Origin of the sequence: Stenotrophomonas sp. (assembly GCF_050737075.1) — a bacterium.
In the GTDB taxonomy this organism is placed as follows: domain Bacteria; phylum Pseudomonadota; class Gammaproteobacteria; order Xanthomonadales; family Xanthomonadaceae; genus Stenotrophomonas.
Genome location: NZ_JBOHXV010000104.1, coordinates 1 through 15,571 on the forward strand (window position 1 = coordinate 1; position 15,571 = coordinate 15,571).

At 67.1% G+C, this 15,571-nt stretch carries 15 protein-coding genes; 1 reads left to right on the plus strand and 14 read right to left on the minus strand.

The genetic code is table 11. The features are described 5' to 3' along the window. From ACREPD_RS18800 to ACREPD_RS18865, 14 genes are all read right to left on the minus strand, one after another. Positions 1-1,176, minus strand: a 1,176-nt coding sequence (locus ACREPD_RS18800; RefSeq protein ID WP_431600728.1) for a flagellin, incomplete at its 3' end; no start/stop codon positions are given. A gap of 192 nt (positions 1,177-1,368) precedes the next feature. Next, positions 1,369-2,541, minus strand: a complete 1,173-nt coding sequence (locus tag ACREPD_RS18805) for a flagellin (protein WP_431600729.1) — start codon at positions 2,539-2,541, stop codon at positions 1,369-1,371. Between the two features lie 247 nt (positions 2,542-2,788). Then, positions 2,789-3,994 (minus strand): flagellar hook-associated protein FlgL, encoded by a 1,206-nt coding sequence (gene flgL / locus ACREPD_RS18810; RefSeq protein ID WP_421571141.1) that lies wholly within the window; start codon positions 3,992-3,994, stop codon positions 2,789-2,791. Further along, positions 3,991-5,868: a flagellar hook-associated protein FlgK gene (flgK, locus tag ACREPD_RS18815; RefSeq protein WP_431600730.1), complete on the minus strand. Its 1,878-nt coding sequence runs from the start codon at positions 5,866-5,868 to the stop codon at positions 3,991-3,993. The genes flgL and flgK overlap by 4 nt, the downstream gene beginning before the upstream one ends. Before the next feature lie 8 nt (positions 5,869-5,876). After that, on the minus strand, positions 5,877-7,103 hold the full coding sequence (locus ACREPD_RS18820) for a glucosaminidase domain-containing protein (protein WP_431600731.1): 1,227 nt from the start codon (positions 7,101-7,103) through the stop codon (positions 5,877-5,879). Next, on the minus strand, positions 7,103-8,200 hold the full coding sequence (locus ACREPD_RS18825; protein WP_431600737.1) for a flagellar basal body P-ring protein FlgI: 1,098 nt from the start codon (positions 8,198-8,200) through the stop codon (positions 7,103-7,105). Before ACREPD_RS18825 ends, ACREPD_RS18820 begins: the two co-directional genes overlap by 1 nt. A 94-nt stretch (positions 8,201-8,294) precedes the next feature. After that, entirely contained in the window at positions 8,295-8,987 is a 693-nt protein-coding gene (gene flgH / locus ACREPD_RS18830; protein ID WP_431600732.1) for a flagellar basal body L-ring protein FlgH, read from the minus strand. 23 nt (positions 8,988-9,010) lie between these two features. Further along, positions 9,011-9,796, minus strand: coding sequence for a flagellar basal-body rod protein FlgG (flgG, locus tag ACREPD_RS18835; RefSeq protein WP_068851734.1), 786 nt, complete (start codon positions 9,794-9,796; stop codon positions 9,011-9,013). Between the two features lie 105 nt (positions 9,797-9,901). Beyond that, positions 9,902-10,654: a flagellar basal body rod protein FlgF gene (locus tag ACREPD_RS18840; protein WP_431600733.1), complete on the minus strand. Its 753-nt coding sequence runs from the start codon at positions 10,652-10,654 to the stop codon at positions 9,902-9,904. Between the two features lie 35 nt (positions 10,655-10,689). Continuing rightward, positions 10,690-11,913 (minus strand): flagellar hook protein FlgE, encoded by a 1,224-nt coding sequence (gene flgE / locus ACREPD_RS18845; protein WP_431600734.1) that lies wholly within the window; start codon positions 11,911-11,913, stop codon positions 10,690-10,692. Between the two features lie 31 nt (positions 11,914-11,944). Further along, positions 11,945-12,625 carry a flagellar hook capping FlgD N-terminal domain-containing protein gene (locus tag ACREPD_RS18850; protein WP_421571148.1) on the minus strand — a complete coding sequence of 227 codons (681 nt, stop codon included), beginning with the start codon at positions 12,623-12,625 and terminating at the stop codon, positions 11,945-11,947. Between the two features lie 26 nt (positions 12,626-12,651). Further along, positions 12,652-13,059, minus strand: a complete 408-nt coding sequence (gene flgC, locus ACREPD_RS18855) for a flagellar basal body rod protein FlgC (protein WP_421571149.1) — start codon at positions 13,057-13,059, stop codon at positions 12,652-12,654. A gap of 3 nt (positions 13,060-13,062) precedes the next feature. Next, positions 13,063-13,458 carry a flagellar basal body rod protein FlgB gene (flgB, locus tag ACREPD_RS18860; RefSeq protein ID WP_431600735.1) on the minus strand — a complete coding sequence of 132 codons (396 nt, stop codon included), beginning with the start codon at positions 13,456-13,458 and terminating at the stop codon, positions 13,063-13,065. 371 nt (positions 13,459-13,829) lie between these two features. Beyond that, positions 13,830-14,780 (minus strand): chemotaxis protein, encoded by a 951-nt coding sequence (locus ACREPD_RS18865; protein ID WP_421571151.1) that lies wholly within the window; start codon positions 14,778-14,780, stop codon positions 13,830-13,832. A gap of 118 nt (positions 14,781-14,898) precedes the next feature. Here ACREPD_RS18865 and flgA point away from each other — a divergent pair, with 118 nt between their 5' ends. Then, positions 14,899-15,564 (plus strand): flagellar basal body P-ring formation chaperone FlgA, encoded by a 666-nt coding sequence (flgA, locus tag ACREPD_RS18870; RefSeq protein ID WP_431600736.1) that lies wholly within the window; start codon positions 14,899-14,901, stop codon positions 15,562-15,564. The last annotated feature ends 7 nt before the right edge of the window (positions 15,565-15,571 follow it).

The following is a 15,571-nucleotide window of genomic DNA, read 5'->3' on the forward strand; positions in this document are numbered from 1 at the left end:
GGCCTGGGCCAGCATCGCGGTGCCGGCCTGCTGCAGGATCTGCGTGCGGGTCAGTTCGGCGGTTTCCTTGGCGTAGTCGGTGTCGCGGATACGGCTGCGCGAGGCCGACAGGTTTTCGGAGGTGGTGCCGAGGTTGGCAATGGTGGAGGTGAAGCGGTTCTGGATCGCACCCATGTCGGCACGCGAGGAGTTGACGGCGGTCAGGGCCTTGTCAACGATCGAGAGGGCCTGCTGGGCACCGGTGAAGGTGGAGATGTTGAGGTTGCTGGCGAACTGGGCGGTCAGGCCGGTGGCGTCTGCGGTCGGGGTCGGCGCGGTCGGGGCGGTGGCGCCGGTCCAGGTGCCCATGGTCACGGCGATGGCGTTGAAGGTGCCATCGTCGGCGACGTTGTTCTGCACGGAGGTCAGGTCGAGCTTGCCGGCGGTGGCGGCATCGGCCGAGGCGTAGACGCCGGTCTGGTCCATCTTGGCGTTGATGGCGGCGGCAACGGCGGCGGTGGCGGCCTTCTGGGTGGCGGCGGCGTCGACGCCGGCCTTCACTTCGATGTCGTCCAGCTTGTACGAGGTGCCGTCGGCGCCCTTGATTTCCATGCCCTTGATGGTCACGGCGCCGTTCGCGGCGGGGGCGGCGATGGTGAAGGTGTTCTTGTCGAACTTGGCGCCGCCCAGTGCGCTGGCGCTGGCGTTGACGATGCTGTTGATGCCGATGGTCTGGCCCGAATCGGCGCCGACCTGGAACAGGGCGCCGGAGAAGGAACCGTCCAGCAGCTTGGTGCCGTTGAAGTTGGTCTGGCGGGAGACGCGGTCGATTTCCGAGGTCAGCTGCTTGACTTCGGCGTTCAGCGCTTCGCGGTCGCTGTCGGAGTTGGTGGCGTTGGCCGACTGCACCGACAGTTCGCGGATACGCTGCAGGTTGTTGCCGATTTCGACCATCGCGCCTTCGGCGGTCTGGGCGAGCGAGATGCCGTCGTTGGCGTTGCGCACGGCAACGTCGAGGCCACGGATCTGGGTGCTGAAGCGCTCGGAGATGGCCAGGCCGGCGGCATCGTCCTTGGCGCTGTTGATGCGCAGGCCCGAGGACAGGCGCTGGATGGTGGTAGCCAGGCTGGAACCGCTGGTCGACAGATTGCGCTGTGCGTTCAGCGACATCACATTGGTGTTGATGACTTGTGCCATTTCCGTGCTCCTGGGTACGAAGGTAATGCGGGGTCGGGGTCTGCCCCGGGGGAGGCAGAGGGCGTTATGCCCTGGTTGAAATCATTAACGACACGTCGGCGGGAACCTTTAGGGCTTGGGCGGGCAAATCTTCGTTTGTCAACAAAAAACCCCGCTTGCGCGGGGTTTTTCGTTACGCACCAACTGCAGGAATCAACCCTGCAGCAGACTCATGACGCTCGAGGGCGACTGGTTGGCCTGGGCCAGCATCGCGGTACCGGCCTGCTGCAGGATCTGCGTGCGGGTCAGTTCGGCGGTTTCCTTGGCGTAGTCGGTGTCGCGGATACGGCTGCGCGAGGCCGACAGGTTCTCGGAGGTGGTGTTCAGGTTGGCGATGGTGGAGGTGAAGCGGTTCTGGATCGCACCCATGTCGGCGCGCGAGGAGTTCACCGACTTCAGGGCGTCGTCAACGATCGACAGCGCCTTCTGGGCACCGGCCACCGAGGAGATGTCCACGCCGCTGACGGTGTCGCGGGCGGCTGCATCGGCGTCGGCAATGCCGGCCAGGGCAACGGTCAGGCCGGTGGCATCGGTGGTGGCGGTGGTGAATTCGAAGTCCTTGCCCGACTTGAGCGAGGTCAGTTCCAGCTTGCCGCTGGAGTCCAGCGAGGCGTACACGCCGCTCTGGTCCATCTTGTCGTTGATGGCGTTGACCAGCTTCTTGCTGACGTCGGCGGCCTTGTCACCCACGGCGACGGCGATGTCGTCGATGGCGATGCCGTTCACTTCCATGCCCGTGACCTTGCCGGCCGCGGTGGCGGTGCCGGTCATGGCAGCAGCGGTCGAGGTCTGCTTGGCGGCGTACAGGCCGTTGCCCAGCTCCGAGGTGCTGGCATTGACGATGCTGTTGATGCCGATGGTCTGGCCCGAATCGGCGCCGACCTGGAACAGGGCACCGGAGAACGAACCGTCCAGCAGCTTGGTGCCGTTGAAGTTGGTCTGGCGGGAAACGCGGTCGATTTCCGAGGTCAGCTGCTTGACTTCGGCGTTCAGGGCCTCGCGGTCGCTGTCGGAGTTGGTCGCGTTGGCCGACTGCACCGACAGTTCACGGATACGCTGCAGGTTGTTGCCGATTTCGACCATCGCGCCTTCGGCGGTCTGGGCGAGAGAGATGCCGTCGTTGGCGTTGCGCACGGCAACGTCCAGGCCACGGATCTGGGTGCTGAAGCGTTCGGAAATGGCGAGGCCGGCGGCGTCGTCCTTGGCGCTGTTGATGCGCAGGCCCGAGGACAGGCGCTGGATCGTGGTGGCCAGGCTGGAACCGCTGGTGGACAGATTGCGCTGAGCATTCAGCGACATCACGTTGGTATTGATTACTTGTGCCATTTGTCTCTTTCCTGTGGGCAAGTTCCGGCCGCGGCGTGCATCCGGAGTTGACGCAGAGTCCGCGCCCGTGGCGGACGCAGCTGTTGCAGGAGAGATAACGGCGGTAATGCCGGAGGCTTGAGAAAAAATACGCAGAAAACATCACCCGGCAGGGGTGATGGTCGGTGGTTGCGGGCCTCCGGAAGGGTCCGGAAGGCCCGTAACGGCCTGCATCGCGGGGCGTTCGGCGCCCCGCGTGCGCGCTATGTCAGCGGATGGCGTTGAACAGGGACATCTGCTGCATCTGGGTGAAAATGGTCTGCGCGGCCTGCAGGGAAATCTGTTCGAGCTGGTACTGGCCGATCGCTTCGGCGTAGTCGAGATCGCGCATCGCCGACAACGTGGTCTTCAGGGTGACGCCATTGGCATCGCGCAGCGCGCCGGCATCGTCGATGGCCTTGAGCTGGGCACCGCCGGACGCGCGCGCATCGATGAACTTCTCCGAGGCCCGGGCCACGTCGCGGATGCCGGACTGCAGGATGTTCTGCTGGCGGGCCACGGCGGTGGGGTCGTCGGCGGCGTTGTCGAGGGCGTTGATCATGCCGTCGAGGGTGGAAAAGATGTCGCGGGCGCTGGCCGCGCCGATGCCGAAGCTGTCGCCGGCCTTGGGCTCGCCTTCGATGCGCATGGAGACGCCTTCGAAGGTGATGTCATCGCCGGCCTTGAACACGCCGCTCTTCACCACCGTGTTGGTGGCATCGACCACTTCATAGGCATCCGGGCCGGTGAAGCGCAGGGTGTAGCTGGCGCCGTCCCAGTCGCCCGAGGCCGGGTCGCGGCCGAAGGTGGTGAGCACGCCGGTGCCGGTGTTGGTGGTGGCGGCGCTGCCGTCCAGGCTGCCATCGCCGGTGCGGATGCGCAGGAAGATCTCGCTGCCGGGCAGGGCATCCTTCACGAAGGTGTCCGGTGCCACTTCCACCTGGCGCTGGGTCTGGTCGCCGTTGTAGGTGACCACGCCATTGCTGAGCTTGAAGGGCGCGTCGGCGTCGTCGGTGCCGCCGAACAGGTAGCGCCCGGTGCCGTCGGTGCTGTTGGCCAGCGACAGCAGGCCGTCGCGCACGCTCTTCAGCTCGGAGGCGATCGACTTCAGGTCGGCCGCGGACAATGCCGGGTTGTTGGCCTGGATGGTCAACTCGGTGATGTGGGCCATCATGTCGCCGGCCTGGGCCAGCGCGTTTTCCTGCAGGCCCAGCCGGTTCTGCACCACGTCGCCGTTGCGGGCGAAGCGGTCCAGCTCGGCCACGGCGCGGTCCAGGCCCACGGCGGTGCCGGCGGCGACCGGGTCGTCCTTGGCGCTCACCAGCTTCTTGCCGGTGGCGAGCTGCTGTTCGAGGTGGTTCATCTTGCTCTGCTTGGCCATCATCATGGAGATGGACTGGTTGAACATCATCCCGGTCGAGATTCGGTTGTTCATCGCGAAACGGCTCCGAGGATGGTCTGGAACATGGTGTCGGCAGTGGAAATCAGCTGCGAGGCGGCCTGGTAGGCCTGCTGCAGCTTGAGCATGTCGGCGGCTTCCTCATCCAGGTTCACCCCGGACACCGAATCGCGCGAGGCCTGCGCCTGGTCGGTGATGACCTGCTGGGCCTGCAGCGAGTAGTCGGCCGCGCGGGCGGCCGAGCCGACCAGCGTGGTCAGGCCGCCCAGCGCCCCGTTGAGGGTGACGGTGCCGGCATTGAAGGTCTTGGCGTCCTCGACCTTGGCCAGCAGCAGGGCGTTGGTGTTGTCGCTGGAGCCGGCCGGGGTGGGGCTGATGTTGAAGCTGTCGCCCACCTTGGGCGCGCCGTCCAGCACGAAGCTCCAGCCGTTGGCGCTGATGGTCTGGCCGGCGGTGTAGGTGAACGGGCCGGTGCCATCGACGGTGTACTCGGTGGCGCTGGTGAACACGATCGCCGCCGGGTTGCGCAGGTTCGCGTTGCTGGAATCGGTGACGGCCACGCCGCTGACCTTGCCGGTGCCGGTGTTGGTCAGGCCGGCGGCGGCCTTGATCGGCGCGGCGGCGGCGATGCGCGAGGTGTCGGTGATCGCCACGGCCAGGGTGCCGGCGACACCGGCGGTGGGCTGCAGCAGGAAGCGGTCGTTCTGTGCCGGGGTGCCGGACATCACCAGCTCCACGCCATTGAGCACCAGCGGGTCGGCGGCGGTGCCGGTGCCGGTCATCGGCACGGCGGCGCCGGTGTCGGCACGGGTGGCCTGCCAGGTGCCGCCATCGAACTTGAGCACGATGTTCTGGCCGTCCAGCTTGGACAGGTCGCCGAAGCTGGCGCTGATGCTGGCCGTGCCGGTGTTGCTGGTGTTGCCGGTCACGCGCGGGCTGCCGAAGCTGAAGAAATCGGCGCCCATGTTGCCGTACAGGTCAACGCCCTGATGATGGGTGTCGTTGAAGGAACTGGCCAGGCCCACGGCGAGCTTGCCCAGCTCGGCCTGGGTGGGGGTCAGCACCGTGTTGCGGAATTCGAGCAGGCCGCCGATCTGGCCGCCCAGGCTCTTCGGGTCCAGGGTGATCTTCTGGCCCTGGGTTTCCATCGCCAGCTGCAGGCGCTCGGGCTGGTAGGGGTCGGTCACGGTGGTGACCTTGCTGGCCGTGGTGCCCACCACCACGGCCTGGCCGCCGGCGGTGTAGACGTTCATGAAGCCGCCGTCCTGGATCACCGCGGTGCCGCCGGTGTAGCCGATCAGGTTGGCCACCAGCTGGTCGCGGCGGTCGAGCAGGTCGGGCGCCGCGGTGTTGGCATTGCTGCCGATGGCGCCGTTGAGCTGGGCGATCTCGGCCGCCAGCCGGTTCACTTCCGTGGCGCCGGCGATCAGGCCGTTGTTGACCTCGCCATTGAGCGAGTTGAGGCTTTCGTTGAGCTGCTTGAAGCGGCTGGCCAGGGTGCCGGCGCTGTCGAGCACGTTCTGCCGGTCGGCGGTGCCAGAAGCATTCGACGACAGGCCACTGACGGTATCGAAGAAGTTCGACCAGACGCCGGACACGTTGGTGGCGGTGTCGGAGAACAGCGAGTCCACGCGGTCGGCGAGGGTGGAGAGCTGCTTCAACCGCGCCAGTTCGCCACTGCTGTCGAGCAGCCGCGAGATCGCCAGCTGGTCGGCCACGCGGCGCACATCGGTGATGCGGGTGCCGTTGCCGATATCGCCATAGCCCAGGTTCTGCGGGCTGGCGGTGGCGAAGTCCACTTTCTGCCGGCTGTAGCCGGGCGTGTTGATGTTGGCGACGTTATGGCTGGTGGTCGCCAGGGCCCGCTGGAAGGCGAGCAGGGCGCTGGTGCCGGTGGAAAGTACGGACATGGGTTACCTCAACGACGAATGGCACCCAGCCCGGTGGGGCTGGCGGTGCTGGCAAAGGTGCGGCCCAGGCGCTGGCTGGCATCGCCCACGGCGGCGATGGCGCGCTCGATGGTCGGGCCACCGGCGATCGCGGCGATCTTGGCCGCGTAGCTGGGGTCGGTGGCGTAGCCGGCCTTCTGCAGGCCCTGTGCGAAGCCGCGGACATCGCCGCCGGCCTGCAGCGCGTTCTGGTAGCGCGGGCTGTTCTTGAGCAGCTTCACATAGTCGGCGAAGCTGTCGCCGACCGAGGTGTAGGCGCGGAAGCTGGCGGTCTCGTTGCGGCGCACGCCGTCCACGTATTCGTGGGTGCCGCTGGTGGCGCGCTCACCGCTCCAGCCGCTGGCCTTGATCCCGAACAGGTTGTGCGAGCTGCCACCGCCGTTGCGCTGGACCAGCTTGCGGCCCCAGCCGGTTTCCAGCGCGGCCTGGGCGACCAGCGCCTTGGCGTCTACGCCCAGTTCGCGTGCGGCCTGCTGGGCATGGCCCCAGATGCTGGCCACGAAGCCTTCCGGGGTGTGCGCGCCGAGCTGGGCCGCGGCGGTGCTGCCGGCCAGCGTGTCCACGGCACTGGGGCCGGTATTGGTGGCAGCGGTGGCGCCGACGGCTTGCCAGCGGTCGTCGGCCATCGCCCAGTTGTCGCTGGACGTGTCGGTGCCGGGCAGGGCGCCGTAGGGATCGCTGCGCCCGATCGCCTCATGCATCTGGCTGCTTTCGCGCCCGGCAATCAGATCGAGCGCACGCTCCATCGGCTGCAGTACGGCGGACGGCGCGTTGCCATCCAGGTGCTGGAGCAGATCGACTTCGCTGGGTGCGCTGGCCGGCGCGTTGGCGGTGGGCAGGGCCATCGGCGCGGCCGCCGGTGCGTTGAGCCGGTAGGCACGCAGGGCGTCGGCAGGGTTGAGGCGGGTATCGGTCGCCTTGGTGGCTTCGGTTTCGCCGCCGCCGAGCTGGCGCGAGATCATCGCCGACAGCCCCAGGCCACGGCCCTTGGTCATCGACTCGGCGATCTTCTGATCGTACATGTCGCGGAACATCTGGTTCTCGCCGGGCATCAGCGAATCGCCGAAGCTGGCATCGCGCATGCTCTTGACCAGCATCTGCGCGAACTGGCCTTCCAGCTGGCGCGCGACCTTGTCGACCTTGGCCGGGCTGTTGGCCTGGGCCGGATTGAGTTCCAGTGCCGGTTGGATGCGCATCAGATCACCTCGAGTTCGGCACTCAGCGCGCCGGCCTGGCGCAGCGCCTCCAGGATCGCGATCAGGTCGCCCGGGGCGGCGCCGACGGCGTTCACGGCATGCACGATCTCATCCAGCGTGGTGCCGCCGGAGAACTTGAACATGCGGCTGCCGTCGTTGGTGGCGGTGATGGTGGACTGCGGCGAGGCCACGGTCTGGCCGTTGCCGAAGGCATTGGGCTGGCTGACGTTGGTGTTTTCGTTGATGGTCACGGTGAGCGAGCCGTGCGAAATCGCGGCGGCGCCGACGTGGACCTGCGCGCCGATCACCACGGTGCCGGTGCGGGCGTTGACCACCACCTTGGCCGGTGCGCTGCCCGGGGTGAGTTCGAGGTTCTCGATGCGGGCCAGCATGCCGATGCGCGCGCCCGGGTCGCTCGGCGACCGCACGGCCACGGTGACGCCGTCCACGGCGCGGGCGGCGCCGTCGCCGAACGCGTTGTTCAGCGCGGCCACCATGCGCGAGACGGTGGTGAAGTCGTTCTTGTGCAGGTTCAGGGTGATGTCGCCACCGGCGCTGAACACGTCGGGCAGGGCGCGTTCCACCGTGGCGCCGTTGGGAATGCGGCCGACGCTGGGCACGTTGACCGACACCCGCGAACCGTCCTTGCCCTGCACGCCGAAACCGCCGACCACCAGGTTGCCCTGGGCGATGGCGTAGACCTCACCGTCGGCACCACGCAGCGGTGCCATCAGCAGCGAGCCGCCGCGCAGCGACACGGCGTTGCCGATCGAGGAGACGGTGATGTCGATGGGCTGGCCCGGCTTGGCGAACGGCGGCAGCTCGGCGTGGATCGCCACGGCCGCCACGTTCTTCAGCTGCGGGTTGACGTTGGCCGGCACGTTCACGCCCAGCTCGCCCAGCAGGTTCTTCAGGCTCTGCACGGTGAAGGGCGCCTGGCTGGTGCGGTCGCCGCTGCCATCCAGACCGACCACCAGGCCGTAGCCGACCAGCGCATTGCCACGCACGCCACCGACCTGCGCCAGATCCTTGATGCGCTCGGCAGAAGCCGGCGCAGCCGCGACAAGCGTTGCCACGAGCAGCACGACGGCGCGCATTGCATCACGGGACGTCGCGGCACGGCACCCCTGGTAGAGCGACGCCATGCGTCGCTTCGCGAAAACGATCGAAAACAAGTTCTTCATATCAGCCTCAGAACGGCACCAGCGCCGAGTTGAAGAAACGGCTCAACCAGCCCATCGCATTGGACTGGGCAACGGGACCGCGGCCGCCGTACACGATGCGCGCATCGGCCACGCGGCTGGAGGGAATGGTGTTGTCCTGGGAAATGTCGGCGGCGCGCACGATGCCCTGCACCTGGACCAGCTCGTCGCCCTGGTTCAACCGCAGGTTCTTCGCCCCCTGCACGACCAGGTTGCCGTTGGGCAGGCGCTGCATCACCGTGACGGTCACGCTGCCCTGCAGGCGGTTGCTCTGCGCGCTGGTGCCCTTGCCGGTGAAATCGCGCTTGCCTGCCGCGCTGGCACTGAGGATGTCCTTGCCGCCCAGCGTCACCGGCGCACCGAAGATGGTGGGCGTGCCCAGGCTCAGGTTGGACTCCTTGTCCGTCGTGGTATTGGCGGTGGTCTGCGCCGTGGTGCTTTCGGTCAGGGTGATGGTCAGCAGGTCGCCGACGTCACGCGCGCGACGGTCCGAGTACAGCTGCAGGCCGGGGCCGGCGGCGTAGATCGCGCCGGAGGTGGGCTGCACGGTCGGTGCCATCACGGGAACCACCGGGGCCATGGCCGGATACGGCCGGACGTCGCCGGCAATCACGCAGCCGCCGAGCAGGGCGATCACGGCAGCGGCGGACAGCAGGCGAAGGGAAGTGTGCAGAGGCGACATGGCGGGGTCCCGGTTCAAACCGATCAGACGTTGTTGTTGAGGTAGCCGAGCATGGAGTCGGTGGTGGAGATCGCCTTGGCGTTCATTTCGTAGGCGCGCTGGGTTTCGATCATCGACACCAGCTCTTCGACCACGTTGACGTTGCTGCCTTCCAGCGCACCCTGCACCACGCTGCCCAGGCCGTTCAGACCGGGGTTGCCGTTCTGTGCGGGGCCGGAGGCGGTGGTTTCCAGGAACAGGTTCTCGCCGCGGGCCTGCAGGCCGGCTGGATTGACGAAGTCGGTAAGGGTCAGTGCACCGATTTCAACGGAGGCGGCGTCGTCAGCCATCTTCACGCTGATGGTGCCGTCGGTACCGATGGTCAGCGACTGCGCGCCTTCCGGAATCTGAATGCCCGGCTGCACCGGGTAGCCGCTGTTGGTGACCAGTTCGCCCTGCTGGTTGCGCTGGAACGAGCCGTCGCGCGTATATGCCGACGAACCATCGGGCATCTGCACTTCAAAGAAGCCGCGGCCATTGACCATCACGTCCAGCGCGCGGCCGGTCTGCTGCTGGCTGCCCTGTTCGAAATTCTTGGAGGTGGCCACCACACGCACGCCGGTGCCCAGCTGCAGGCCGGTGGGGAGCTGGGTCTGCGCCGACGAGGAACCGCCGGGTTGGCGCACCTGCTGGTACAACAGGTCCTCGAAGCTGGCACGGTCCTGCTTGAAACCGGTGGTATTGGTGTTGGCGAGGTTGTTGGACACCACCGACATGCGCGTCTGCTGCGCATCCAGTCCGGTCTTTGCGATCCACAATGCCTGGTTCATGGCCGTGTTCCTGTGTTGTTGCGGGTGGCCACGCGCGGTGGCCGTTGTAGGGGGTGATGCATGGCGCGTGCCAGAACCGCGCCGGAATTACGTCGCCGCGCCGGATCAGCTGCCCAGGCGCAGCAGGGAGTTGGCGCTGCGGGCGTTTTCATCGCCGTGCTTGATCACCTTCACCTGCATTTCGTACTGCCGCTGCAGCTGGATCATCTGCACCAGCGCGCCGGCCGCATCCACGTTGCTGCCTTCCAGCTGGCCGCTGTCCAGCGACTTGCCCTGGGCCTGCACGAACGGCTGCTGCGGGTCGGTGTTGCGCATCAGCCCGTCCAGCCCACGCTCCAGCCGCGCATCGGCGGCGGCGACCACGCGCAGGCGGCCGATCACGGCCATGGTCTGCGGGCCTTCGCCCTGCGGGATGATGGAAATGGTGCCGTCGTTGCCGATGTCCATCGCCTGGTGCGGCGGGACGGCGATGGGCGCGCCGTTCTCGTCCAGCACCGGATGGCCGCCGGCGGTGACCAGCTGGCCATTCGGGGTGATCGACAGCGACGCCCCACGGGTATACGCCTCACCGCCGCCGGTCGGCGCCTGCACGGCCAGCCAGTTGCCCGCGTCCAGCGACAGATCCAGCGCATTGCCGGTGATGTGCTGCGCGCCCTGGCGCCGGTTGAAGCCGGCGTCCACGTGCAGGGCGTCCACGCGCGAGGCGTAGCCGTTGCCCTTGATCGGGAAGGCCTCGGTGTTGGCGAGGGCTTCCTTGAATCCGGGGGTATCGGTGTTGGCCAGGTTGTGCGACAGCGTGCCCTGCGCCTGCAGGGAGGCGCGTGCACCGGTCATCGCGACGTAGAGAGCCTTGTCCATCGTTGTAATCCCGTGTTGCGTCGATCAGCGGCTCATCAACGGATGTTGATGATGGTCTGGGTGATCTGGTCCATCGTGGAGACCATCTGCGAGTTCGCCTGGAAGTTGCGTTGCGCAGTGATCATGTTGACCAGCTGCTCGGTCAGGTCGACCGTGGACGCTTCCAGCGAACCGGCCTGCACCTTGCCCAGGTTGGAGCTGTCCGGCGCGCCGGTACGCGGGGTGCCGGAGCTGAAGGTTTCCACCCACAGGTTGTTGCCCTTCGCTTCCAGGCCCTGCGAGTTGTTGAACGTGGTCAGCGCGACCTGGCCCAGCGGCTTGTCGTCGCCATTGGTGTAGCGGGCGTAGACCACGCCTTCTTCGGACACGGTGATCTCGTTGAGCTTGCCCGCCGCGTAACCGTCCTGCTGGGTGTTGCGCAGCGCGAACTTCTCGCCGTACTGGGTCGAACCGGTGACATCCAGGGTCATCGAGAGCGTGCCGGCGCCGGTGGTCGGGGTGAACGGATCCATCACGATCTGGCCGTTGGCCGGGTTGGTGAGCGCGCCGGCGTCGTTGAAGGTCAGCGTGGTCGGGGTGCCGACGGCCTGGCCGTCCACGTAGTTGTGGACTTCCCACTGATTGGCGGTGGCGGTCTTGACGAAGTACGAGGTCTGCGTGTGGCTGACGCCCAGCGAGTCGTACACGGTGATGCCGCCGGTGGACTGGTTGTAGCTGTTGGAATCGGTGGGATCGAACGTGGCCAGCGTCGGCTGCTTGGCGTTGGCCGGCAGGGTGAACGCCACGTTGACCTTGCCGGTCTGCTTGGGCGGGCTGTCGGTGGTGAGCAGCTGCAGGTCGGTGAGGCGGCCGCTGTCGAAGCTGGTGCCGTCGGCGTTCGGTGCGAACACCTGCAGGCGTGCACCCTGCGGGTTGGTCACGTAGCCGGCCTGGTCGGTCTGGAAGTTGCCGGCGCGCGAATACACGCGGGCACCGTTCATGCTCATGGTGAAGAAGCCTTCGCCCGAGATGGCCATATCCAGGCTGCGCCCGGTCTGTTCGTTGTTGCCCTGCGAGAACTGCTGGGCCACGTTGGTCAGGCGCACGCCCGAACCGACCGCATTCTTGGACAGGCCGTAGCTGGTGGCCGAGAACAGGTCGGCGAACTCGGCGCGCGATTCCTTGAAGCCGGTGGTGTTGACGTTGGCGATGTTGTTCGCGGTGACGTTCAGGTCGGCGTTGGCAGCGTTGATGCCGGACAGCGAAATGTTGAAGCCCATGGGGTTCTCCTTGGATGCGTGACGAAGTGACTCAGCTGACGCGCAGCACGTAGTCGATCGGGGCCGTACCCAGGCCCTTGAGGTTGAGGTACAGGCCGTCCGAGCCGACGGTGACGCTCTCCACCGGGGCCTCGACGTAGGTGTTGATCTTGGTCTGCGCACCCGAACTGTCGGTGTGGGTGGCGGCGATGCTGTAGCTGCCGGCCGGCATGCGGTTGCCGTTGGCGTCCTTGCCGTCCCAGTCGAAGGTGACTTCGCCGGCGGCCTTGGCCTCGACACTGAGCTGGGTGACCTTCACTCCGTTGGCGTCGGTGATGTCCACGGTGACGTAGCCGGCGCCGGGCGCGGCGACCATGCCGCTGGTATCGCCTTCGGTCTCCAGCTGCCACTTGGTGGACGGCACCAGCACGTCGTGCCCCACCAGCGCCGCGCCGCGCAGCACCTGGTCGCCGGCCATGGATTCCTGGAAGCCCTTGACCGTGCTGTTGAGGTCGTTGATGCCCTGCACCTGCGACAGCTGCGCCATCTGCGCCACCATCTGGGTGTTGTCCATCGGCTTGAGCGGGTCCTGGTGCTGCAGCTGCTCGGTCATCAGGCGCAGGAAGTCGGCCTGGTCCAGGGTGTCCTTCTTCTTGGTGGTATCGCTGTTGGGCGCGTTCAGGCCCAAGGCGCTGTAGATGTCGGTGCTGCCGACGCCGCTGGTGGTGCTCATGACGGTATGTCCTGCAATAAGAAGGGTCAGCGACCCATGGTCAGGGTGGCCAGCGCCAGTTCCTTGGCGGTCGTCAACATCTCCACGCCCGCCTGGTAATTGCGCGAGGTGGAGATCAGGTTGACCATCTGCGCGACCGGGTCGACGTCGGGCTGGTAGATGTAGCCGTCGCCGTCGGCCAGCGGGTGGCCGGGCTCGTAGCGCTTGATCGGCGCGGCGTTGCTCTGGCTGATCTCCTTGACCTGGACGGTGGTGACGTTCGGGTCGTTGCGGCTGGTGACCGACTGGAAGATCGGCTCCAGCGGCTTGTAGACGGCGTCGGCCGAGCCGGCGATGGTGTCGGCGTTGGACAGGTTGGAGGCCAGGGTGCTCATGCGCACGGACTGGGCCTGCAGCGCGGAGCCGGCGATATCGAAAATGGGCAGGTTGCTCATGGCTTATTGCCCCGTGATCGCGGTGAGCATGGAGCGCACCTTGGATTCGACGAAGCTCAGCGAGGCGCGGTATTCCAGCGCGGCGCGGCCATAGGCGGCGCGCTCGGCATCGGGATCGACGGTATTGCCGTCGATGCTCGGCTGCACGCCTTCCTTGGTGATCTGGAACGGGTTGAGCCCGCCGCCGATGGCGAAGTGCTGCTCATTGGTGGTGCGCATCAGGCCGTTGCTGTCGGCACCCTGGGCATTGCGCAGGGCGGCATCGAAGTCCAGGTCCTGGGCCTTGTACCCGGGGGTATCGGCATTGCTCAGGTTGCTTGCAATCAGCTTCATCCGCTGCTCGCGCAACGGCATGGCCTGGGCATGGACACCCAGATAGTCGGAAATCAGGTTGGGCATGGCGCACTCCCACGGGACGATGTGGGGTGTGGTGCAAGGTGTGTGCCAGATCGGATTGGCTTCGGCCCGTCTAAACGCCGGAACGTTGGTCGACGACCGTTGTGTTACGGGTTTCGGACGTTTGTGCCGCGCTGCGCGCGGTTGCCACGCAACAGAATCATGCCCCGCAGACGCGGTTTGTCCCGGGCGCGTGGCGACGCGCTCATGGAAATGGCGCCCGCCGGCCATGCGGCGCGGCGTGGCACTACGAATTGTTACGTGCGCAGGACGATCACGTAATCAAAAGCCGGCCCCCGCCCGGTGGGCGTGGGGCGTAGAGCCACGCCATGCGTGGCTGCTCTTGGCTCCGGCGCCATGAACGCCGGCCATGCTCACGCCGCCTGCGCGACCTTGCGCAGGCGGTCCAGCACGAAATCGGCCAGTTCGTGCGGGGAATATTTGGCCACGAAGGCATTTGCGCCGACCCGCTCGACCATGGCGTTGTTGAATACGCCGGAGAGGGAGGTGTGCAGCAGCACGTACAGGCCGGCCAGGCCCGGGTGACGACGGATTTCCGTCGTCAGGGTGTAGCCGTCCATGGCCGGCATCTCGATGTCCGAGATGACCATGGCGTAACGCTCGGCCGGGTTTTCGCCGGCCGCGTGGATCTGCAGCAGGTGGTCCAGCGCCTGCTTGCCGTCCGAAAGCAGGGTCGCGCCCACCCCCAGCTGGTCCAGCACGCTGCGGATCTGCTGGCGGGCCACCCGCGAGTCGTCCACCACCAGCACCTGCAGCTGCGGGGCGTCGCTGACCAGCGAAAGCGCCATGGCGGGGTCCAGCACGGCTTCGCCCCGGATCTGGGCGATGTCGGCCAGCACGCTTTCCACGTCGATCACCTGGATCAGCTCGCCCTGGAAGCGGGTGACGGCGGTCAGATAGCTGGATTCGGCCCCCAGCTCCGGCGGCGGGTGGATGTCTTCGACCGCGATATTGACGATGCGCTCGACCCCGCTGACCAGAAAGCCCTGGATCGACCGGTTGAACTCGGTCACCACCAGATAGCCCGGCGCCGTGTCGGCGTTCGGCTCGCGCTCGGGATGGCCGATGGCCAGCCCGAGGTCCAGCACCGGCACCGACCGGCCGCGCACGTCGGCAACGCCGGCGAACTGGCTGGGCAGGCCCGGCACCTGGAACAGGTCCGGCCGGCGCAGGACTTCCTGCACCTTGAACACATTGACGCCAAAAAGCTGACGTCCGCCAAGGCGGAACAACAGCAGGGCGAGGCGGTTGTGGCCAGCCAGGCGCGTGCGCTGGTCGATGCGGTTGAGCAGGTCATGTGACATGGGGGTGGTATCGGCGCGCAGGGCGATCACTTGAGGCCGCCGCCGCACACGGCCGCGCCGCACATTCCGGCACGGCGCTTGCATGACGCTGCGCATGTGCCATGCCCCTGGAGCCACCATGCGTATCCTGCTGATCGCCACCTCTCTTGTTGCCTTGTTTGCGTTGGCAGTGCCGTCTGTCCGGGCGGCGGGCGGCTGGCAGCCGGTGGACAGCATCCGCGCCGCGGCGCTGTCCACCCTGCCCGCCGGCAGTGAGGGCGACACCACGCTGGATTCGGCGCTGCGTCTGCCCGCCTGCGGCCAGGCGCTGAGCGCGCAACCCACCGGCACCAGCACGGTGGAGGTCAGCTGCCCCGACCCGGGTGGCTGGCGCCTGTTCGTGCCGGTCAAGGTGCGCCGCAACCAGACGGTGCTGATCCTCAACCGCGGCATCGCCGCTGGAGAAACGCTGGGGGTGGCCGATATCACCACCGCACAGCGCGACGTGGCCCGCATCGCCGGTGCCGCCCTGGCCGACCCGGCCGCGGCGGTCGGCCGGGTCGCCCGCCGCACCCTGAGCGCCGGCAGCCTGCTGTCGGCCAACGACCTGGTACCCCAGCGGCTGGTCCGGCGGGGTGACAGTGTGGCGCTGGTGTCCCGTTTCGGCGGGGTCGAGGTCCGGGTGGCAGGCAAGGCGCTGGCCGATGCCGGTGAAAATGAACGTGTTTCGGTAGAGAATCTGTCTTCACGCAAGATCGTGCAGGGCACCGTGGCGGCCAGTGGCGACGTTTTTGTGACGCGCTGACCAGAAG